The following is a 16668-nucleotide window of genomic DNA, read 5'->3' on the forward strand; positions in this document are numbered from 1 at the left end:
CTGTCGGGGGCGGCCGCCCCGCCCCCACAGCATCGCGCGGCTACCCGGCGCGCATCCGATTCCAGCCGACGCACGGGCGGTCCGACGGCCGCGAGTGGCCGAACTACCCGTTGCCCAAAGGTGTAGACCACTCTAGGTTGGTGGCTCCTCCGGCACGCGCCATCACTCTGAGCGAGGTTCGACTTGTCCGAAGCACCCAGACACGCCTCCTCCCCCGCCTACCGGCACATCGCCTCCGTGCTCACCGACGACATCACCTCAGGCCGCATACCCGAAGGCACCCGGCTCGCCCCCGAGCGGCAGTTGGCCGAGCGATTCGGCGTGACACGGCAGACCGTACGGGCCGCGCTCGAGGTCCTGCGCGGCAACGGGCTCGTGGTGACGAACCGACGCGGCACCCTCGTGACGCGCCCCGGGAAACGGCCGGGCGCCCCCGCATCACGGGACGCGGTCCCGCCGGGGCCCCTGCTCCCTGTACCGGATCAACCATCCCTGCGGGGCCACCTGTTCATCGCTCCGGCCTCAGCGGACATCACCAATCTCACGGCGCTGGCCCCGGGCTCGAGCATGCTCGTGTACCAGTACCACGCCCCCGGCACAGCGATGGAGCCACCCCACTCCGCCGTCACCTACTTCACACCGGCCGCGGTTCTGGAGGTCGCCGAGCTCGCTCGCTACTGGCAGCGCGCCCCGGTCACCAACCCCGATCTGCGCGGCCTTCACCAGTGGTGTGACCGCGCAGGCCTCGACCTGCGCATCACGGAGTCCGTCACCGTGAGACGAGACCGCCGTACCACCCAGGAGACCGGCCCTGAACTGACGATCCGCCGGTGGTGCCACGACCAGCACGGCCGCCTCCTCGCCCTCACCGAACTCGACCCTCCGCTGACCTGGACGCAGGTCACCCTGGAGTACACCGACCCCCATGCTCGCTACAGCACGCAGACAAAGGTCTCCTGAAGCGTTCCGGCCCCACAGCGGTGCCTGCCGTGGCGGCCGCCGGACCGCCGTCCAGGCGGTGGACATCACCCGTCGGCGGAACGGCACCACTTCACGTCGTCGAGGTCAGGCGGTCCGGCAGAAGTGGTCGCGGTTGTCCTTGAACAGGCAGACTCGCGCGGTGACGTCCTTCAGCCCGCCGATCCAACCCGTGTTGTAGTACGTGCTCTTCCCGTTGCCGCCGATGTACCCGGCCTCGATCATGCCTACTTTGCCCGTACGGCAGTCACGGCCGCGCAGGTAGACGATCGCCCCGTACCCGTCTGCCTCGCGGTCGTAGAGGTATCCGTCGATACCGGCCCGGTAGCAGCCGCCGCCGGTGCCCTCATAGGAGACCCGACCGATGGCCTGCCCGCCCGGGACAGAATCAGTCGTCCTGATGTCGTAGTTCCACTGGGCTGCTGACGCCGGTGTGCTCGCGAGGGCGACCAGTGCTGCTGCGCCGGGCAGGACCGCCAGGTACCGTTTGACGCCACGCCGCTTCTTTGTCTCTGTCCTCATAGATCCCCCTTGGATGAAGGAACCGCGCACGGTTCCACTCCTGGAGGCGGAGCCTGGCAGTCTCACCAAGTGGCGGCGTCCCACCGGAGGTTGTTACCGGGTAAGCCCTCGCAGTAGTCGCGACTCTCCCTGCTCAGAGACGTACAGGCGTCTCGCGCACAGCTCGTCCGAGCTGCCGGTGCACCACTTGCTCAACGAGTTCGATTACGTGCCCGGCGGCGCTGCGGTGCGCCTGCTGCAGCCCAACTACCTGCGCACCGGCCACCACGGCGCCCCGGGCATGCACTTCCCCTACGTCCACGCGGGCCCGGTCAACACCGGCGTGCCCAGCGGCGTCGACCTGGACGGGAGGAACGGCGTCGTCACCGAGCCGCGCAGCGACGCGTACGCGCAGGACGCCTACGGCTACCGGGATTCATTCGCAGTGCATCGGGCTTCAGCCCGGTGGTGAAGCGAACCCTGTGGAGGCGACGACGCGGAGCGTCGCGGTGTTTTGCCCCGCGGAGCGGGGCAGTGCTGTTGCCAGGCCTGGTGACGCGGAGCGTCACGGTGGCGTGAAGCGTCAGGTCGGTTCTGTTGCTCGCTGTGCGGCTTGACGATCGGCAGGGGTGTGCCGCCCACGGCGCCGACGAAATAGGACCCGGACCGCAGCTTGTTGCGGGACAGGAAGCGCAGCAGGTGGTGCAGGAATTCGTTGCGGTCGGGGCTTGCTGAGGCCGGGTCGTTGTGCGCGTACGTGCTTGCCCGTTCGACGAGTGTGAGGGCGCGGTCCGGGATCCCCGACTGATCGGCCAGGAACGCGGCCGCGTCCAGCACCCGTTGGCCGCCCAGAGCGGCCCCGAAGGCGTAGATCGGCAGGTGGCGGCCAAGGCGGTGGCCGTGTATGGCCCCGAGGTCAAGGACGTCCTGGGCGGGGTTGGCGTTGCCGGCCGCCACGGCGCCGGAGTCGATGGTCAGCCGCAGCGGGTGGTACCAGGCGGACCCGTCGACACCCTGCACGCCGTAGCCCGCCAGCATGTCCGCGTACCGCCGGATCGGGGTGATCTCACCGGCCTGGTCCCAGCCGCGCGGTTCTCCGGCGGCGGCGAGCCGGCCCGCGTGGACGTGGGCGGCGACGAGGGAACCGGGTGAGGTCTCGCTGTCCACCGCGTAGCCGAACTGGGCCTCATTGGTGGCCGGAACGGGCGGTTTCAGGCCCGCCGGCAGCAGCGGGAATGCCTGGCCGAGCGAGGGGCCGTCGGGGTTGGTGATCGTCCCGAGGGCGCCGGTCGCCGAGAACAGGCCGAGGAACGGTGCCCCGATCCCGCCGAACGCCAGCCACGGGGTACCGCTCTGCAGGTTTCGAAGTGCCTGCCGTGCCTGCTCCGGGGTCAGCGGCACCGGATGGCTGCCGCCGTCGATGTAGACCAGGCCTGCCAGTCCCTTGGCCCCCGGTCGGCCGCCGAAGTCCCAGGTCGCGTAAGCGGTGGTGATCGATCCGCCGAGTCAGTGCCCGCCGAGGACCACGCGGCGGCCGTGGCGTCCTGCGGCCCGTACGACCCGGTGCAGGTCCCCGACGGTCACCTTCATTCCCCAGCCACGCGCGTAGGGGACGGTGGCGTCCGCAACCGGCTGGTAGTGCTCGGTGATGGCCGGGTCGACGAGCCAGCCGAGGTAGTGGTCGAAGACCTCCTGGTGGCTCGCCTTGCCGAGCTTGGCCTGGTCGAGCATCGAGTGGTCCTCGAGCTGGTTCTCGCGGCGCTCCACCGCCCAGACCTGCCAGCGCCCCCGGGTGTGCGCGACGATGTCGCGTGCGAGCGGCAGGAAGTACGCGGAGCCGGCGGAGGTGCCGGGGACCAGGACGAGGACGTTCCTGGCGGCGGCGTAACCGGCCTTCAGCACCCCCACTTTGTTCAGCCGCGCGGGCGTGGCCGGGTCCTGGTATCCGTCCATCCACGCGAAGGAGACCGGGACCCGGCCGGTGCCGGTGGCGAACGCCGGCCCGGCGGACGCCAGTTGGGCCACGACCGCTCCGGCGCCGGCGGCGAGCAGGGACCGCCGGGACAGGACCGGCCGGGATGGGCGGCGGTGCGCTTCGGATTCGTGCCGTCCGAGGGTCATGCGCCGGACGCCAGCGGCGGCAGGGGAAGTTCTCCAGGCACCCGCCGACGAAGGTGGCCCGAGCTGTTTGTAGCGGCCGTACAGGCGCACGAGGCGCGGCGAGCTGTCATCTGCCGAAGCCCGCGGTCAGGCCGCTGAGCAACTGGCGCCGTCCGAACACGTACAGGATGAGGATGGGCAGCGTCGTGAGGACGACGGCGGCGAGCACGGCAGGGACGTTGACCCCGTATTGACCTTGGAAGGACCACAGGGCGAGCGGGAGTGTCCGCTGGGACGGGCTCTGGGTGAGGATCAGCGGCAGCAGGAATCCGTTCCAGATGGTCAGCGCGTTGTAGATGGTCACGGTGATGAGGGCGGGCCGGGTGAGCGGCGCGGCCAGGCGCCACAACGTGGCCCATTCGGTGGCGCCGTCGACGCGCATGGAGTCGAACAGTTCCTTGGGCACGTCGCGGATGAAGTTGGCGAGGACCAGCACGGACAGCGGGATGGCGAAGGCGATCGAGGGGAGGATCAGCGCCAGCAGGCTGTCGTACAGGTGCAGCCTGATGATGATCAGGTAGACGGGGATGACCGTCGCCTGCAGCGGGATGGCGAGCCCCATGAGGAACAGTCCGTTCACGGTGCGCAGGAAGCGCATGCGCCAGCCACGCACGATCGCGTACGCGGCCATGAAGGAGACCGCGACCGCCGGTATCACCGCGCCCGCGGTGACCACGACGCTGTTCACGAAGTAGTCGACGAAGTCGGATTCGATGACCAGTCGGTAGTTGTCCAATGTGGGGGTGCCCGACGGCACCAGCGGGTTGCTCGTGTAGTAGGTGCTCTGGGCCTTGAGGCTGGTGATGAGCGTCCAGTACAGCGGTACGGCGACGATGACGAGCCAGATCCATCCGGCGAGGGCGCCGGGCCAGTTGCGTCGGCGGGCGCCCGGACCGCGGCGGCGGCGCCCGCGGGCTGTGGTTTGCGGTCGTTGTTGTGGCTTGGCCAGGGTGGCGGTCATCTCAGGCGGCTCCCTCGAGCTGGCTCGCTCCGGCGTCCCGGCCGCCGAGCCGGCGAAGGAGCAGGGCGAGGGCGAGGCCGACCAGGACGAGGATGACCGCGATGGCGCTGGCCGGTCCCATCAGGTTGGCCTGGAAGCCCCGTTTGTACATGTCCAGTGCGAGGACGCGGGTGGCGTCTCCGGGGCCGCCTTCGGTCAGCACGAAGATGAGGTCGAAGAAGGTCAGCGACCCGACCACCATGAGCGTCGACGACGTGATGATGGTGTATTTCAGCTGCGGCAGCGTGATGCTGAAGAACTGCCGGATCCGGCCGGCGCCGTCCAACTGCGCGGCTTCGTAGAGGGATTGCGGGATCTGCTGCACACCGCCCTGGTAGATCAGCGAGTGGAAGGGGACGAACTGCCAGGAGACGACGAAGATGACGAGGCCGAAGGCGAGCCAGGGCCGGCCCAGCCAGTCCTGGCTGAGGAATCCGATCCCAAGGCCCTTGCCGATCCCGAAGTTGGGGTCCAGCAGCGCCTTGTATGCGACCGCGATCGCCGCGGAGCTGAGCAGCAGCGGGATGAAGTACACGACGCCGAGCAGCGCGCGGTAGCGCTGGCGGCCGGCCAGGAACGTCCCGAGCAGAATGCTCAGCGGCGTCTGGAACGCCCAGGAGGCGGCCATCACCAGGAAGGTGACCCCCACGGCGTGCGGCAGCCCGGGATTGGTGAGCACCGCACGCCAGCTGGTCAGCCCGGACGGATGGATGTCGCCGATGCCGTCCCAGGTCGTGAAGCTCAGCGCGAAGACGCCGACCAGCGGGATGACAGCGAAGCCGAGGAACAGCAGCAGGGCGGGTGCGGTCAGCCACGGCAGGATGCTGCTGCCGGGCCGGCCGTCGGCCGTCGCCTGGCCGGTGAGCGAGCTCATTTCCCAATGACCTCGTTGAGGTTGGTGGCGAACTGTTGGGGTGAGAGGGACAGTTGGAACAGCTTGACGATGTTGTCGAGCAGCGTCTCCGCGGCGGTCGGGCTGAGTGCCTGGTCCCAGGACTGGCCGAACGACTTGGCCTTGCTGGCGATGCCGTAGGTGAACTTCAGGAACTCGGCGTCGTCGGAGGCGGCCAGCTGCTGTTCCGTGCCCAGCAGGAGCGGGACGGCGCCGGTGCCGATCCAGTCCTTCACTTCGGCCGACTGCAGGACGCCCTTGGCGAAGTACTCCTTGGCGATTTCCTTCTGCTCGGCGCTGGCCTTCGAGGAGATGGACAGGTACTGGCCGGGGTTGCCGACGGTGTTGCCGGGGTCGCCCTTGCCGCCTTCGACGGGCGGGAAGTTCATGTATCCGAGCCCGCCGCCGGAGACGAAGTCACCGCCGTCGTTCTTCTGGATGCCGTACGACCAGGAGCCGTGCAGCATCATCGCGGCCTTGCCGGTGTAGAGCAGCGCCTGGTCGGCGTTGGAGTCCGCGGTGATCGAGGAGAAGCCCTTGATGAACCCGCCGGCTTTGACGAGTTGCTGGACCTTGGTCAGTGCGTCGATGGCGGCGGGGTGGGACCAGGCGTTCTTCTCGCCGTCGAAGACGGCCTGGAACACCTCGGGGCCGCCGATGCGGTCGAAGAGGAACTCCAGCCACATCATGTTCGTCCACCGGGACTGGCCGCCCAGGGAGAAGGGGGCGATGTCCTTCGCCTTGAACTTGGGGACCAGGTCCATGATGTCGCCCCAGGATTGCGGGGGCTTGACGCCGACGTCGTCGAAGACCTTCTTGTTGTAGTAGAGGACGACCGGCTGCACGGTCTCGCACGGCATCGCGTAGATCTTGCCGTCGATGGTTGCCGGGCCGAACGCGGACGGGAACAGTCGTTTCTTGATCCCGGGGTTGTCGCCGAACCACGAGGTGAGGTCCTCGACCTGGCCTGCCTTGACGTAGCTGCGCAGGGTTCCGCCGCCCCAGCCCCAGATGAGGGTGGGTGCCTCGCCGGCGCCGATCGCCGTCTTGATCTTTGTTTTGTACGCGTCGTTCTGGAAGGTCGTGCCGTTGATCTTCGATTTGGGGTGGGCCTTGTTGAAGGCCTCCAGCGCACCGGTCCTGACGTCTTCCTGGGGCTTGCCGCTCAGATACCAGTAACTGGCCTTGCCGTCCCCGCCCTTGCTGGGGCCGGACGAGCCGCAGGCCGCGAGCGCCGCGGACATCGGCACGCCGGCGGCCATGCCGAGGAGGGTACGACGCGAGAGGGATATCGCCATGAATGTCTCCGCACTCGAGGGCCGTCGGCTTTACAGCAGCCGCAGCGAAAACTTTTCGAAACCTTGCCCATCGTGAATGTCGTGAGTGCAAATTAGGATTCGGGTACAGGGCTGTCAAGGCATCCGCAAAGAACGTTGTCGAGCAACTTCTACCTGCGTACTATCTGGCGGACATGGCACCGGAAAAAGACCATCAGATCTCGAAACATTTTCGAAGTTCTGGCTCGACAACGAGGGAGTACGCGATGCCTACCGCTGATTCACCGCCGGTGACGGGCCAGATCGTGCCGAGCTGGCAGGACCCCGCGCTCCCCGTCCCCGACCGGGTCGACGCCCTCCTGGGCGCCATGACACTGGCGGAGAAAGTCGCACAGCTCGGCAGCCGCTGGATCGGCAACGACCTCGCGCACCAAGCCGAAGACGAAGACGCACAGGCCAAGAACCTGAACGTCGCCCCGCTGGAGGAAGTGTTCGCCGAGCCCGGCGACATCCCGCTCGACGAGGCCGCGCGCGACGGCCTGGGCCACCTCACCCGGGTGTACGGCAGCCGTCCGGTGAGCCCGGTGGAAGGGGCCGCCGAGCTGGTCAGGTCGCAGCACACGGTCCAGCGCGGCAACCGGTTCCACCTCCCCGCGCTGGTCCACGAGGAGTGCCTCACCGGGTTCACCACCTACGGCGCCACCGTCTATCCCACCGCCCTCGCATGGGCCGCGACCTTCGACCCGGATCTCCTGCGCCGCCTGGGGACCGCCATCGGGCGGGACATGCGGGCGGTCGGCGTCCACCAGGGCCTCGCCCCCGTCCTCGACGTGGTCCGCGACTACCGGTGGGGCCGTGTCGAGGAGACCCTGGGAGAGGACCCGTACCTGGTCTCGATGCTCGGCTCCGCCTACGTCTCCGGCCTGGAGGGCGCCGGCGTCATCGCCACCCTCAAGCACTTCGCCGGGTACTCCGCATCCCGCGCCGCCCGCAACCATGGCCCCGCGCCGATCGGCCGCCGCGAGCTGATGGACGTCATCCTGCCGCCGTTCGAGACCGCGATCACGCTGGGCGGGGCGCGTTCGGTGATGAACTCGTACTCCGAGGTGGACGGGGTCCCGGCCGGCATCGACTCCTGGCTGCTGACCGAAGTGCTGCGCGACGACTGGGAGTTCACCGGCACCGTGGTCTCCGACTACGGCGCGGTCGCGTTCCTCGCCGCCATGCACGGCGTGGCGGCCGACACCGACCGGGCAGGCGTCCTGGCACTCGGCGCGGGCATCGACGTGGAGCTGCCCGACACGCTCGGCTTCGGCCGCCACCTCGTGGAACGGGTCCGCCGCGGCGAACTGCCCGAGTCGACCGTGGACCGGGCGGTACGGCGCCTGCTGATCCAGAAGGCAGAGCTCGGACTGCTCGATCCCGACTGGACACCCGAGGCATCGGTCGCCACCGCCGCCGACGTCGACCTGGACTCACCCCACAACCGGGAACTGGCACGGGAGTTGGCCGAGCGGTCCATCGTGCTGCTCGACGGGGGCAGCGCACTGCCGCTGCTCGGCGCCGAAGGCGGCGCCGACGGTGGCACCCAGCGTCCGGCGCCCGGCCGGATCGCCGTGGTCGGCCCCTGCGCCGCCGACCCGCACACCCTCATGGGCTGCTACTCCTACCCCAATCACGTCCTGCCCCGCTATCCCGGCATGGCCCTCGGCGTGACCGCGCCGACCGTCGTCGACGCCCTGCGCACTGAACTCCCGGACACCGAGATCAGCCACGTGCCGGGGTGTGACGTGTCCGGCGCGGACCGCTCCGGCTTCGCCGCGGCCACGGCCGCGGCCCGCGAGGCGGACCTGTGCGTGGCGGTGGTGGGCGACCTCGCGGGCATGTTCGGCAACGGCACGTCCGGCGAGGGCTGCGACGCCGAAGACCTGCGGCTGCCGGGTGTGCAGGCGGATCTGCTCGCGGAGCTCTTCGCCACCGGGACCCCCGTCGTCGTGGTCGTCGTCTCCGGCCGCCCCTACGCCCTGGGCGAGATCCATCCCCACGCCGCCGCTCTGGTGCAGGCGTTCATACCCGGACAAGAAGGCGCGGCCGCGATCGCCGGCGTACTGTCCGGCCGGGTCCAGCCCGCCGGCAAGCTCCCGGTACAGATCCCCCGCCGCCCGGGCGGCCAGCCGTGCACCTACCTGCAGCCACCGCTCGGCGGCAACACACACGGCATCAGCAACATCGACCCGACACCGCTGTTCCCCTTCGGATACGGCAAGTCCTACACCACCTTCGAGGTCGACGACCTGCGCGCGAGCACCACCGAGACCACCACCGACGGCGAGTTCACCGTGTCGGTACGGGTGCGCAACACCGGTGCCCGGACCGGGCGCGAGGTCGTCCAGCTGTATCTGCGCGACGTCGTCGCCCAAGTGACCCGGCCGGTACGGGAACTGGCCGGCTTCGCCCACGTCCGGCTGGAGCCGGGCGCGAGCGCGCGGGTACGGTTCCACGTGCATGCCGACCGGACCGCGTTCACCGGCCGGGACCTGCGGCGGATCGTCGAACCCGGCGAGATCGAGGTACTCATCGGCACCTCGTCCGCCGACCTGCCCTGCCGGGTTACCCTCCAGTTGACCGGTTCCACCCGCGCCGTCGGCCACGACCGGCGGCTCACCACACCGGTGGACGTACAGCCTGGAGAAGACGATGCGGCCGGACGCTAGACGCACCACCTTGGCGACCATCGCCCAAGCGGCGGGGGTCTCCGTCGCGACCGTGTCCAAAGTGGTCAACGAGCGCAGCGACGTCGCGCCGCAGACCCGCGCCCGGGTCCTTGAACTGCTGCACCAGCACGGCTACATCGCACCCGTCTTCCGGCACGCCGAGGTGGCGACGAACCCGACCATCGAGGTGCAGTTCGACGGCGACCTCAAGACGTACTCGGCCGAGGCCCTGGCAGGGATCATGGACGCCGCCACCGACCTGGGTGCCTCGGTGGTGGTCAGCAAGGCCTCCCGCACCACCCACTGGGCCCGGGACCTGGTCGCGGCCGGACGCCGCGCGCTCATCGCGGTCACCAGCGTGTACACCACCGCGCACCTGAACGCCCTGGACCGGGCCGGTCTCCCGCTGGTGGTACTCGACCCGCTGCACCTGCCGCACAGCAGGGTCAACAGCGTCGGGGCGACCAACTTCGCGGGCGGTCTGGCCGCGACCCAGCACCTGCTCGCCCTCGGCCACCGCCGCATCGGCTATGTCGGCGGGCCGGCCATCGCCGTGTGCAACCAGGCGCGCATGCACGGCTTCCGTGCCGCCATGGAGGCCGCGAGTGCGCCGGTGCCCGCCGCCTACGTCCGGTCCGGGGAATTCACGTACCAGGCAGGCCTGCACGGCGGCGCGGCGCTGCTGGACCTGGAGGAACCACCGACAGCGGTCTTCACCGGCAACGACGAGATCGCCCTCGGTCTCATCGAGACCGCCCGCACCCGCGGCCTGCGCATCCCCGAGGACCTGAGCGTGGTCGGCTTCGACGACACGCTCCTCGCCCGCATGGCCTCACCGCCCCTGACCACCGTCCGCCAGCCGATACGGGAGATGGGCAGCGTCGCACTGCGCACCGCCCTGCGCCTGGCCAACGGCGAGAAGGTCGAGTCCTACCACATCGAACTCGCCACCGAACTGGTCACCCGTGAGTCGACGGCCCCGTGCCGTTGAGGAGCCCGCCGAGGACTGTGTCTCAATGCCTTCGCAACTCCTCGGCGCGGGGCACCCGTTGCGCAGGTGTTGGCGATGGTCGAATGACTGGTGCGGGGAGGCGATGATGAGGGTATGACCGCCAGCTCTCGCGCCCAGTCTTTCGACGCAGCCTCGGCTGGTGGAACACCACGGCCTTCGACGTGCCGTGGATCCGCGAGCAGCACGGACGCATCGCGCACCACTGCGGGGTGAAGCCGAGATCTGCCGTGCGCCCTTCGGACGACGACGCCCATCCGGCTGGCGGGGCTGACGGGACTGCAAGTTGCACGCCGACAAGTGCGCTGGAGCCGCACCGTCTCCTTGGACACGCATCTCGCCAACATCGGCAGCCGGTCAGCATTCCTCGTTCTTGAAGAGGCTGACCGTCAGGCGTTTTTCGTCGATGAGCGTGAGCGGCTGGCCAGGATTTTTCCTCGCGAGGAGGTGGAAGAGACCTACGTGGTCCTTGCAAAGGGTGTGCAACGAGACCGCCCCACCCGGACCGGACCCGGGCTCCGCGGCGGCCACTCCACGCCACCACAGGCGTGGATCATGAAAGGGTGCAGCCGGCAAACGGCAAACGGGATCATGTCGATGTTTCGAGCCGCCGAGGCGGAAGTAATCCGCAGCCACTCAGCCCCGGACCCGCCCTCGCCGACGAGGGGTCGCTTCAGAACGCGACGGCGGGATACAACGGGCACCATGACGGTCTTCTCCTGCGCGAAGTGCGGCGCCGAACTCACCCCGGACCTCCAGGAACTCCCCGAGATCCCCAGCGCCGCCGGGCACGGCAAAGACCGCGACCGCAAGACACGGCTCGCCCCCTCAACCGTCCCACGCGGCCATTACGCCACCGACCCCGAGCCGTGGGGAGCCCCCTTCACAGCGCCAGACCCCTTGCATCGCCGGACCTTCTACGACCGCGACCTCCTCATGCCCCCGAACATGACCGGCATGGTGCCCGCAGGACCCCGGAACACCGTGATCGTCCACCCCGATGACACGCCCACCCTCCACCTAACCTCGGACCTGGGCATCCACCACGGATGCTGCGGGCCGCTCGGAACCGGAGGCCGCAACATGGAGTGCAGGTGCGGGACACTCGTCGCCACCCTCGCCGCAGACTGCCTCGGCCCGCACGAACTGCACCTCGACCCGCTCCGCGGATACGCCCACGGCAACGCAACCCCGACTCCTTGACAGCCAAGTCCCTTCCGCACCCCCAGCGACCAACCACCCACCGCTGCGGGGGACGACCACCCAGCGTGCGGGGAGTGATCTTCAATCGCTCGGATCGCCACACCTCAGGCCAACTCGAGAACCATCCACGGGCCGGGGCGCCGGCAGTCACCCTTCAGGACGCGAACCCGCGTTCGGCTCGACACCTGATCGTCTCCGCCTCCGCACTTTGGAGACACTCCCCCTGCTGGTCCTCGTCAACTGCGCCGAACTCAGGGGGACTTCCGCACCACCGAAGCGCAACATCAACGTCACTGCTTCTCGCGTTCTATCCGTCAATGCACCCACTGCGCAGGCGTCAGCGGGAGAACATGTTCATCCAGAACAAGATGCGCTCCTCCTGAGCGTCCGCGAGGAACATCTCGTAGCCACCCGCATCCCCCGTTGCTCCGACCATCGTCAACTGGTCATCGGGAAACTCCTCCAAGAACAGCACCAACTGCTGAGTCTGCTGTCTCAGGGTCGATCCCTCGGCCGTTCTTCTCAGTCGACGACGATAGGAACGCAGAAGCTCCGCGCGACCGGCAACTCCGCTTTGGACGCTCCATCCCTCACCTGCCGCCCGCAAGACGTCCGCCGGGCATTTCCCGTCCCGAACCGCCACGACGAGCAGCGCCTCCAGCGTGGCCTTGTCCATGGTTCTCCGTTAACGCTGATCTCGGCCCCGTGCACTGCTCCGCGGTCGTGACTTCACCTTCGTCATACGGTAGGAGGCCCAGGTACGACCGCTTCCCCCTCCCCCACCGACCCCCACCACGTACCGGCCACGGCGTTGCGTCCCGGCTTACCGCCCCGAAACCGTGAGAGCCCAGCGCGGGCGGCACAGGGACTCCTGAAAGGCCCCTGCGGCTGCGGCACCATGCGTCTCAAGATCACGTCCAGGTTGTCATCATCCCGTAACCGCGCTTCCCCCGAGCGCACCGCATCAGGCAAGGTCAAGATCGACCAAGGGCACAGCATGGTCTGCCGATTGGCCGGCCACACATCCGTACAGCAATGGGGGAACCGCACCATGCTCCGCAGCCACCGCCGCAAGGCCGTCCTGACCGCCGCCGCTCTGATGGCCACGACCACTCTGCTCACGGCCTGTCAGGGGGACGCGGACGGTGGCAAGAAGTCGAGCGGTTCCGGGTCGTCGGCCTCGGACTCGGACGCGAAGGGCAAGTCCGACAACGGCAGTACGGGAGGCGCCGACAGCTCGAAGTCACAGACCGGCGGCAGCGGGTCAGGCGCCAAGTCGGGGGGCAAGGGCGTCAGCGGCACCTGGTTCGGCACCGTCTCCTATCTGGCGCCGGGCAAGTACACCGTCACCGACCTCAAGGACACCCAGCAGGCGTTCTTCACCTCGACCGACACCGACATCCAGGGTGCCGGCGAGATCTGCGGCAGCGCCGCGGGCCAGGCCGCCACCCCGTGCAGCGAGGAGCAGCTGGAGGCCGCCTCCAAGAAGGGCGTCTCCGCCACGGTGAAGCTCGAGAACGGCATTGCAGTCAGCATCGTCGAGGACCGCGCCGGCAGCGGTGGCGACGACTCCGATACCGGCAAGCCGAACGGCACCCGCTCCGGAGAGCTCGGCTACCTGGCCCCGGGCAAGTACTCCCTGCTGGACAGCGACGGTTCCACGATCTCGTTCTACAGCGCCACCGCCACGACCATCAACGGCAACGGCTGGATCTGCGGCGGGCCCGACGATGAGCCCAACAAGCGCTGCACCGAGGGCGAGCTCGAAGCCGCAGCCAAGAAGGGCGGCGTGCGGGTCATCGTCAAGCTCTCCAACGGCGGCGCCATCACCATCGACGAAGAGCACAACTAAACCGCCGGCGCCCCGCCCCCCCCTTGAACCGTCACTGACGTGGGTCCCGTGCTGCGGGCTCAGCCCGAACACGGGCTCAGCCCGAACACGGGCTCAGCCCGCTCTCGCGTCACCGGACATGCACGCCCCAGGGCCTTCGCGTCGCGGGACGGCCCCAGCTGGGCGGCGGCAGAACCTGAAGACCGCGGCGACCGGCTGCCTCAGGGCGAGAGCGCCCGCCGCGTCACCGTCCTGGCGAAAACCCGAGGTCACCCACAAGCCGCGTCGGGGCCAACTCCGGGGCCCGTTCCGCTGGCCATCACCGTCTCGTCCTCCTCGCCCGGACATACGGAGCGTGACTTTTCCGCCGACCGGATTGACGCAGAGGCATTTCATGGACCCCCGCTGCCGCAAGTGGGCCAGGAAGAGCAGAGCCTGGCGGCCTACGGGCAGGCGCCGCCAGCGAGTTCCGGTCTCACGCTGACGAGCACGGAGTCGGCCGGGTCGGTACCGCGGGGTGCGGCTGGACGGATCGATCGACGACGGGTGGACAAGCACGCGAGGTTCCCGGCACAGGCGGTTGACCTGGCCGCCGGGCTGGCGGTGACAGTCTGTGGAGCCGGTGTAAGACCTCGACGGAGCACTCCGGGCGGGCAGTCGGCGACGAAGCAGAAAACCCCACGGCGCGAGCCGTAAGAACCTCCCTCCTTCAGGAGGGGGAGAAGTCAACGTTGTGAAGGAACATCCAACTCGCGGGCAGCCACACCAGGTTGGAAGCCCCTCAGCCCCTTGAGCGGGCAGGTCGGGCGCTCGACTGAGGCGTGCGAACGGACCGCCACGACGCTCAGTGGAGATCAGTGGAGAACTGAGGCTGATCCTTTGGCGTGGACGCCCTGGTCAGGGAGCACCAGGAGGCGGGCGTTCGTCAGCTCCAGCAGGTACTTCTTGCCCGGCCGTGCCGATGCGGCTGGTCCGGGGTTGTAGACGGTTGTGCCGCGCTCCGATGCCCATGCGCGAAGCCGGGGCGTGAGCTGCCCCCCCTCGTCACAGCAGAGGGGGCCGCGGGCCTCGCAGGCGGGCCGGGGGGCTCCATCCGTGTGATAAGCGCTCCGCGGACGGTGTTTCCCGGATCATGCAATGGGCTCTTCATGCGTAATGGGACGGGCTCTTGCGGCATCAGCCGCACCCCGTTCACCGAAGGAAGCGCACTGTGAATTCTCGTCCACTCGCCAGGATCGCCGTCACCGCCATCTCCCTGCTGGCCCTCGCTGCGCCTGGCATGGCACAGGCCGCCGCCGACTCCGCTCCGAAGGACCCGTGCTGGCGCTACCAGGCGACCGTCAACCGGCACCAGGACAGGCTCGACAGCCTGAACGCCGAGATCGACCCGGTCGCGAAGAAGATCGAGCAGCTCGAGCACGAGTACGAAGGGGCCAGCGGCGAGGCGGACTACTGGCACACCGTCTCGTACGAGGCCCGTGCCTGGGTCTCGTATCTGGAGTCGGACGACAGCGGAGAGTTCTCCGCCGCCGACTACGCGCAGGCCGTCAAGGAGCGGGACAAGGCCGTCGCGGAGTACGAGAAGGCCGTCGCCGCCGAGAAGAAGGCGTCCGAGGCCCTGCGCGAGGTCAAGCAGGACCCGAAGCTCATCGAGGAGCGCGCCAAGACGCAGAAGCTGCTCGCCCGCGCCGAGAAGGCGCTCGCCAGGTGCGAGGCCAAGCCCGCCGCCTGACGCGACGCCGTCCATGACGAAGGGGCCCCGAGTACTCAAGACTCGTCCGGGGCCTCTTCGTCGGTGTTCGTGGACCTGAGAGGGTGCACTGCCCGCCGGTCCCGGTCATCGTGAGGCGCTTTTCGGCCACAGCACCCGGACGGGCACGCCGCTCCGCTCGGCGTATGCCACGACGTCCGCCGTGCCCCAAGCCATCTGCCAACCGTCCTGGATCCACTCGTCTCCAGGTACGGCCGCGTTCAGGCGAGGACCTTGGGCTGGGCATGGAGCAGGTTGAGGCCCAGGGGTGTGGTGCGGTGGCGGACGCTTGTTCCGGTGCGTTGGGTGGTGATGAGTCCCGCGTCGCGCAGTGCCGCGGTGTGGTGGCTGACGGTGGAGGGCGCGAGAGCGGCGGTGTCGGCGAGGCTCGTGGTGGTGATGCCGTCGGTGGCGGCGATGGTGCGCAAGAGCATGGCGCGTTTGCCTCCGAGCAGTGCGGCCAGGGTGTCGGCTGCATGGGCCCGGCCGGGGCCGGTCCCGGGGCGCCAAGGCTCTCGGGGGGTGATGGGGAAGACCACCGTCATCGGCGGGGTGTGGTTGACGCAGAAGGCGTTGGCCGGAGTGAAGAACGACGGCACCAGGCGGAGTCCCCAGCCGCTGAGGTGTACGTCTTCGTCGAGCAGTGCGTGACCCACGTCCAGGACGGGCGGGTTCCACCGGATCGAGGGGTGCAGGGTCGAGAGGAGGGCGTCCAGGCCCTGGTGGGACAGCGTCTGTGCCAGACCTCCTGTGACGGTATCGAACTCGGCGGCCAGTCGGCGGTGCATGGGCTGGATGACCGTCTGGTGGTAGTCACGCACGGCGCGTCCCAGGGAGCGCAGAGCGGGAAGCGCTCCTCGGCCCACCTCCTGTGCCCACAGCGGGAGTTGACGCTGCTCGGCGAGCTGTCCCATGTCGCGGTTCAACTGGGTGCGCGGGGTGCTCAGCAGCTGCTCCAGGCCGCTCTCCAGGTCGGGCAAGGGTTCGGCCGGCGTCAGGAAATCGGGGCAGGGGCCGCTGGGCGGCACCAGAGTCAGCAAGTGATGTGAGTTCCGGGGCAGGCGCATCCGCGCCCATGCCCGCCAGGGCGCGGTCGCCGCACCGGTGTCCGTCATCTGCAGAGCGCGCAGACTGCGCTCGATCTCCCACAGCGGCGCGGGGTGCTGAGCGATCGTCACTCGCCGGACGTCGTCACCGCTGAAGTGGATCCGTACACCCACAGGGCCCCCGACTCTTGTCGATGTCCAGCTATTCGAGGCACATCGAATGGGTTGGTCGATCGGAGCATCACGGCAACCGTTGTCCTCGCACAACGCAGTTCTGAGCCGATCGCCCTTGGGGTGAGCTCCGGCC

General features: G+C 68.9%; 14 protein-coding genes and 2 pseudogenes. 7 read left to right on the forward strand and 9 right to left on the reverse strand.

The features are described from left to right. Positions 1–183 precede the first annotated feature (183 nt). Positions 184–960, forward strand: a complete 777-nt coding sequence (locus tag ACFQVC_RS28790; protein ID WP_381835978.1) for a winged helix-turn-helix domain-containing protein — start codon at positions 184–186, stop codon at positions 958–960. A 105-nt stretch (positions 961–1065) separates the two neighbouring features. On the opposite strand, the gene ACFQVC_RS28795 is transcribed toward ACFQVC_RS28790, so the two are convergent. Further along, positions 1066–1500, reverse strand: a complete 435-nt coding sequence (locus ACFQVC_RS28795) for a hypothetical protein (protein ID WP_381835979.1) — start codon at positions 1498–1500, stop codon at positions 1066–1068. A 187-nt stretch (positions 1501–1687) separates the two neighbouring features. Here ACFQVC_RS28795 and ACFQVC_RS28800 point away from each other — a divergent pair, with 187 nt between their 5' ends. Continuing rightward, a complete protein-coding gene (locus tag ACFQVC_RS28800) occupies positions 1688–1951 on the forward strand; it encodes a hypothetical protein (RefSeq protein ID WP_381835981.1) in 264 nt (87 codons plus the stop codon). On the opposite strand, the gene ACFQVC_RS28805 is transcribed toward ACFQVC_RS28800, so the two are convergent. The 5 genes from ACFQVC_RS28805 to ACFQVC_RS28825 all read right to left on the reverse strand — a co-directional run bounded on the left by ACFQVC_RS28805 (position 1906) and on the right by ACFQVC_RS28825 (position 6829). Next, positions 1906–2880: a hypothetical protein gene (locus ACFQVC_RS28805; protein ID WP_381835983.1), complete on the reverse strand. Its 975-nt coding sequence runs from the start codon at positions 2878–2880 to the stop codon at positions 1906–1908. The two genes, ACFQVC_RS28800 and ACFQVC_RS28805, sit on opposite strands and share 46 nt — an antisense overlap. A 105-nt stretch (positions 2881–2985) precedes the next feature. Continuing rightward, complete coding sequence (locus tag ACFQVC_RS28810; protein WP_381835985.1) at positions 2986–3600, reverse strand: hypothetical protein; 615 nt, start codon at positions 3598–3600, stop codon at positions 2986–2988. 106 nt (positions 3601–3706) lie between these two features. After that, positions 3707–4600, reverse strand: coding sequence for a carbohydrate ABC transporter permease (locus tag ACFQVC_RS28815; RefSeq protein WP_381835986.1), 894 nt, complete (start codon positions 4598–4600; stop codon positions 3707–3709). A 1-nt stretch (position 4601) separates the two neighbouring features. Then, complete coding sequence (locus ACFQVC_RS28820) at positions 4602–5513, reverse strand: carbohydrate ABC transporter permease (protein ID WP_381835988.1); 912 nt, start codon at positions 5511–5513, stop codon at positions 4602–4604. Beyond that, complete coding sequence (locus tag ACFQVC_RS28825) at positions 5510–6829, reverse strand: extracellular solute-binding protein (RefSeq protein WP_381835990.1); 1320 nt, start codon at positions 6827–6829, stop codon at positions 5510–5512. Before ACFQVC_RS28825 ends, ACFQVC_RS28820 begins: the two co-directional genes overlap by 4 nt. 245 nt (positions 6830–7074) lie before the next feature. On the opposite strand from ACFQVC_RS28825, the gene ACFQVC_RS28830 reads away from it, so the two are divergent. From ACFQVC_RS28830 to ACFQVC_RS28840, 3 genes and pseudogenes are all read left to right on the forward strand, one after another. Further along, positions 7075–9522, forward strand: coding sequence for a glycoside hydrolase family 3 N-terminal domain-containing protein (locus tag ACFQVC_RS28830; protein ID WP_381835992.1), 2448 nt, complete (start codon positions 7075–7077; stop codon positions 9520–9522). Beyond that, positions 9506–10513: a LacI family DNA-binding transcriptional regulator gene (locus ACFQVC_RS28835; RefSeq protein WP_381835994.1), complete on the forward strand. Its 1008-nt coding sequence runs from the start codon at positions 9506–9508 to the stop codon at positions 10511–10513. The genes ACFQVC_RS28830 and ACFQVC_RS28835 overlap by 17 nt, the downstream gene beginning before the upstream one ends. A 158-nt stretch (positions 10514–10671) precedes the next feature. Beyond that, positions 10672–10999: pseudogene (locus tag ACFQVC_RS28840) on the forward strand (SAM-dependent methyltransferase); the annotation flags it as partial. A 1072-nt stretch (positions 11000–12071) separates the two neighbouring features. Here ACFQVC_RS28840 and ACFQVC_RS28845 read toward each other — a convergent pair. Continuing rightward, entirely contained in the window at positions 12072–12410 is a 339-nt protein-coding gene (locus tag ACFQVC_RS28845; protein WP_381835996.1) for a hypothetical protein, read from the reverse strand. Positions 12411–12785: 375 nt separating this feature from the next. Here ACFQVC_RS28845 and ACFQVC_RS28850 point away from each other — a divergent pair, with 375 nt between their 5' ends. Then, a complete protein-coding gene (locus ACFQVC_RS28850; RefSeq protein WP_381835997.1) occupies positions 12786–13586 on the forward strand; it encodes a hypothetical protein in 801 nt (266 codons plus the stop codon). A gap of 387 nt (positions 13587–13973) precedes the next feature. On the opposite strand, the pseudogene ACFQVC_RS28855 reads toward ACFQVC_RS28850, so the two are convergent. Next, positions 13974–14123, reverse strand: a pseudogene (locus ACFQVC_RS28855) (IS5/IS1182 family transposase); the annotation flags it as partial. A gap of 652 nt (positions 14124–14775) precedes the next feature. Between ACFQVC_RS28855 and ACFQVC_RS28860 the strand changes: the two are divergent. Next, positions 14776–15297, forward strand: a complete 522-nt coding sequence (locus ACFQVC_RS28860; RefSeq protein ID WP_381835999.1) for a hypothetical protein — start codon at positions 14776–14778, stop codon at positions 15295–15297. 239 nt (positions 15298–15536) lie between these two features. On the opposite strand, the gene ACFQVC_RS28865 is transcribed toward ACFQVC_RS28860, so the two are convergent. Continuing rightward, a complete protein-coding gene (locus ACFQVC_RS28865; protein WP_381836001.1) occupies positions 15537–16493 on the reverse strand; it encodes an ArsR/SmtB family transcription factor in 957 nt (318 codons plus the stop codon). Positions 16494–16668: the final 175 nt, after the last annotated feature.

Source organism: Streptomyces monticola, assembly GCF_042665355.1.
Classification (GTDB): domain Bacteria; phylum Actinomycetota; class Actinomycetes; order Streptomycetales; family Streptomycetaceae; genus Streptomyces; species Streptomyces monticola.

Bases quoted from the DNA above. Each gene is read 5' to 3' on its own strand.
- ACFQVC_RS28795 (WP_381835979.1), bottom strand. From the start codon at position 1,500: ATGAGGACAGAGACAAAGAAGCGGCGTGGCGTCAAACGGTACCTGGCG.
- ACFQVC_RS28810 (WP_381835985.1), bottom strand. From the start codon at position 3,600: ATGACCCTCGGACGGCACGAATCCGAAGCGCACCGCCGCCCATCCCGG.
- ACFQVC_RS28815 (WP_381835986.1), bottom strand. From the start codon at position 4,600: ATGACCGCCACCCTGGCCAAGCCACAACAACGACCGCAAACCACAGCC.
- ACFQVC_RS28820 (WP_381835988.1), bottom strand. From the start codon at position 5,513: ATGAGCTCGCTCACCGGCCAGGCGACGGCCGACGGCCGGCCCGGCAGC.
- ACFQVC_RS28825 (WP_381835990.1), bottom strand. From the start codon at position 6,829: ATGGCGATATCCCTCTCGCGTCGTACCCTCCTCGGCATGGCCGCCGGC.
- ACFQVC_RS28830 (WP_381835992.1), top strand. From the start codon at position 7,075: ATGCCTACCGCTGATTCACCGCCGGTGACGGGCCAGATCGTGCCGAGC.
- ACFQVC_RS28835 (WP_381835994.1), top strand. From the start codon at position 9,506: ATGCGGCCGGACGCTAGACGCACCACCTTGGCGACCATCGCCCAAGCG.
- ACFQVC_RS28845 (WP_381835996.1), bottom strand. From the start codon at position 12,410: ATGGACAAGGCCACGCTGGAGGCGCTGCTCGTCGTGGCGGTTCGGGAC.
- ACFQVC_RS28850 (WP_381835997.1), top strand. From the start codon at position 12,786: ATGCTCCGCAGCCACCGCCGCAAGGCCGTCCTGACCGCCGCCGCTCTG.